The sequence below is a fragment of the Pirellulales bacterium genome (assembly GCA_036490175.1).
Taxonomy (GTDB): Bacteria; Planctomycetota; Planctomycetia; order Pirellulales; family JACPPG01; genus JACPPG01.
This window is the reverse complement of record DASXEJ010000084.1, coordinates 1-3,096: the sequence shown is the minus strand read 5'-3', so window position 1 is coordinate 3,096 and position 3,096 is coordinate 1. Positions and strand designations below refer to the sequence as shown.

3 protein-coding genes are annotated in these 3,096 nt (G+C 64.0%); all 3 read left to right on the top strand.

Going from position 1 to position 3,096, the window contains the following annotated elements; genetic code table 11:
* Nucleotides 1-916, top strand: a 916-nt coding sequence (locus VGG64_06080) for an HD domain-containing phosphohydrolase (GenBank protein HEY1599150.1), incomplete at its 5' end; no start/stop codon positions are given.
* 154 nt (nucleotides 917-1,070) lie between these two features.
* A complete protein-coding gene (gene rfbF, locus VGG64_06075) occupies nucleotides 1,071-1,874 on the top strand; it encodes a glucose-1-phosphate cytidylyltransferase (GenBank protein HEY1599149.1) in 804 nt (267 codons plus the stop codon).
* 27 nt (nucleotides 1,875-1,901) lie between these two features.
* Nucleotides 1,902-3,041 carry a CDP-glucose 4,6-dehydratase gene (gene rfbG, locus VGG64_06070; protein ID HEY1599148.1) on the top strand — a complete coding sequence of 380 codons (1,140 nt, stop codon included), beginning with the start codon at nucleotides 1,902-1,904 and terminating at the stop codon, nucleotides 3,039-3,041.
* Nucleotides 3,042-3,096: the final 55 nt, after the last annotated feature.

The window sequence follows — 3,096 nt, the reverse complement described above, 5'->3', positions numbered from 1 at the left end:
AATCCTGCGCCTGTTGCGGACCGATCCCGGCACGCGGCATTTGCCCGTGCTGATTCTGACGGCTTCGACCGAAGCCGAGACCCGACGCTCGGCACTCGAACTGGGTGCAACGGACTTCCTGGCCAAGCCCGTCGATCCGCTAGAGTTGGTTCCGCGTGTGCGCAACGCACTCACGACCAAGGATTTTCAGGACCGCCTGGCCCGCCACGCCGGGGACTTGGAGCAGATCGTCTGCCGCCGAACGGCCGAGCTCGAGGCGTCGCGCAAAGAGGTGATTCATTGCCTCGCCCGTGCCGCCGAATATCGCGACGACGTGACCGGGCAACACGTCGTACGCGTCGGCCGATTCGCCGGCATCATCGCCCGAGCACTCGGCTTTCGGCCGGCCGATGCCGAGGCGCTGGAACTGGCGGCCCAACTGCACGACGTCGGCAAGATCGGCATTCCCGACGCGATTTTGCACGAGCCCGGCAAGCTCGATCCGGAAATGTTTGCCGTCATGCGGCGTCATTGTGCTTTCGGCAATCGGATCCTGGCGCCGCTGGCAGACGCCGATTACGCGAGGCTGCGGCAGCATGTGGATCTGGGCGCCGGCTTATTGAACATCAGCAGCTCGCCCATCATTTCGCTGGCCGCCCGGATCGCCCAAACCCATCACGAGCGCTGGGATGGTACCGGCTACCCGCTGGGCTTGGCAGGCGAAGACATTCCCTTGGAAGGCCGGATCACGGCGGTGGCCGACGTCTTCGACGCCTTGAGCAGTGCCCGTCCGTATAAGCAGGCGCTGCCGCGTGAGAAGTGCTTCGCCATTCTGACCGAAGGCCGCGGCACGCACTTCGATCCCACGGTGCTCGACGCCTTCTTCGCCTGTTCCGCCGAGATCATCCAAGTGCAGCTCGAGTGCATGGACCCTTAACGGCCAATGCCAGCACCGCAGCCGCCTGCCCCGGCCACGGACAACGGACAACGGACAACTGACAACGGACGAATTCGAGCTTGACGCGTTTGCCTCCCAGGGTGTAAGTCTGCACGCGCCAGCAGTGCCAGGATGGGCAGAAAAGGGGGGAGGTATGCAGGTCGTAATCTTATGCGGCGGCCAAGGCTCGCGCATTCGCGACGTCGTCGATGACATCCCCAAGCCGATGATCCCCATCGGCAATCGCCCGATCCTGTGGCATATCATGAAGGGCTATGCCGACCAGGGCTTCGATGAATTCATTCTGTGTTTGGGCCATAAAAGCTCGGTCATCAAGCGCTACTTCCTCGACTATCATCTGGCCGAGGCCGACTTCACCCTCGATTTGAGCGAGCCGGGCCAGTTGCAGGTGCATGCCCATCCGGCTCAGGAGAATTGGCGCATTACGCTGGCCGAAACCGGCATCGACGCGATGACCGGCTGCCGCATCAAGCGGATCGAAAAGTACATCCGCGGTGATAGCTTCCTGCTGACCTATGGCGACGGCGTCGCGGATATCGACCTCGCGGAACTGATCCGGTTTCACCACCAGCACGGCAAGCTGGGCACGGTCACGGCGGTTCACCCGCCCGGCCGTTTTGGTGAGATCGAAATGGACGGAACGCAAGTCGTCGAGTTCATGGAAAAACCGCTGCTCGCCCGGGGACGGGTCAATGGCGGCTACTTCGTCTTCGACCGGGCGATCTTCGATCGTTTGACCGACGACCCGCGGCTGGTCTTCGAAAACGAGCCGCTCACCCGCCTGGCCGACGATGGCCAGTTGATGGCCTACCGCCACAACGGTTTTTGGCACCCGATGGATAACAGCCGCGACTTCAAATATCTGAACGATCTGTGGAGTTCCGGCAAGGCGGCCTGGAACGCTGGGTCGCCACGCCGCTGTCAGGCCGCGGCTTGAACAGTGCACAGCATGGAAGCTGGGACGATGCACACGAGACACGATCATTTCCCCGCGGCCTTTGCCGGCCGGTCGGTGCTGCTGACCGGTCATACGGGCTTCAAGGGTTCGTGGCTGGCATTGTGGTTGGCCCGGCTCGGCGCGCGCGTCGCCGGTTACGCGCTCGCGCCCCACACGCAGCCGAACAACTTTACGGCCAGCCGCGTGCGCGAGGTCTTGTCCGCTCATTACGAGGCCGATATTCGCGATCGTGCCAGCCTGGAGCAGGCGCTGCGCGACTGCCAGCCCGAGGTGATCTTTCACCTGGCTGCCCAGCCGCTGGTCCGCGCCAGTTATGCCGAGCCGCTACGGACGATCGAAGTCAACGTGCTGGGCACGGCCAACTTGTTGGAAGCGGTGCGCGCCGTCGGCCTCCGCTGCGTTGTGATCGTCGTCACCAGCGACAAATGCTACGAGAACTGCGAGCAGGCGTGGGGATATCGCGAGCATGATCCGCTGGGCGGAAGCGATCCGTACAGCGCCAGCAAGGCGGCGGCCGAACTCATCGCCGCGTCGTACCGCTCGTCGTTTTTTCCACCCGAGCAACTCAGCCGGCACGGAGTTAGCCTGGCCACGGTTCGCTCCGGCAATGCGATTGGCGGCGGCGACTGGGCCGCCGATCGGATCGTGACCGACATCGTGGGCTCGCTCGGTCGTGGCGAGCCGATACGGCTGCGCAACCCGCACGCCGTGCGGCCTTGGCAGCACGTGCTGGAGCCTTTGAGCGGCTACTTGCGCCTGGCCGCTGACTTGCTGGCCGATGGCGGCATGCCGCTGTGCGGCAGTTGGAATTTCGGCCCCATGCCTGGCGACGAAGTGACCGTCGGCGAATTGGCCGCTCGATTTGCCAGCGCCTGGGGTCAGGGATCCTGCATCCAGGTTTCGGCCACGGGCAACGATCCGCCCGAGGCCGACGTGCTGCGCCTGTGCATCGACAAAGCGATTTGGGATCTCGGCTGGCAGCCGCAGTGGAACGTACACGAGGCCGTCGAGCGGACCGTGCGCTGGTTCCAAGACTACCGCTCCGCCGACAACATGCAGCCCGAGTGCCTGCGCGACATTGCCGACTACGAAACCTGCCTGGCGAACCAGCCCCATCCAGGATCCCACTCATGCGCGTCTTGCTGACCGGTGGAACCGGATTCATCGGCTCGCACACCGTGCGGGCTTTGCTCCAATTCGG

Excerpts from the sequence above, each read along its gene's own strand:
- rfbF (HEY1599149.1), top strand. The coding sequence starts at position 1,071 with ATGCAGGTCGTAATCTTATGCGGCGGCCAAGGCTCGCGCATTCGCGAC.
- rfbG (HEY1599148.1), top strand. The coding sequence starts at position 1,902 with ATGCACACGAGACACGATCATTTCCCCGCGGCCTTTGCCGGCCGGTCG.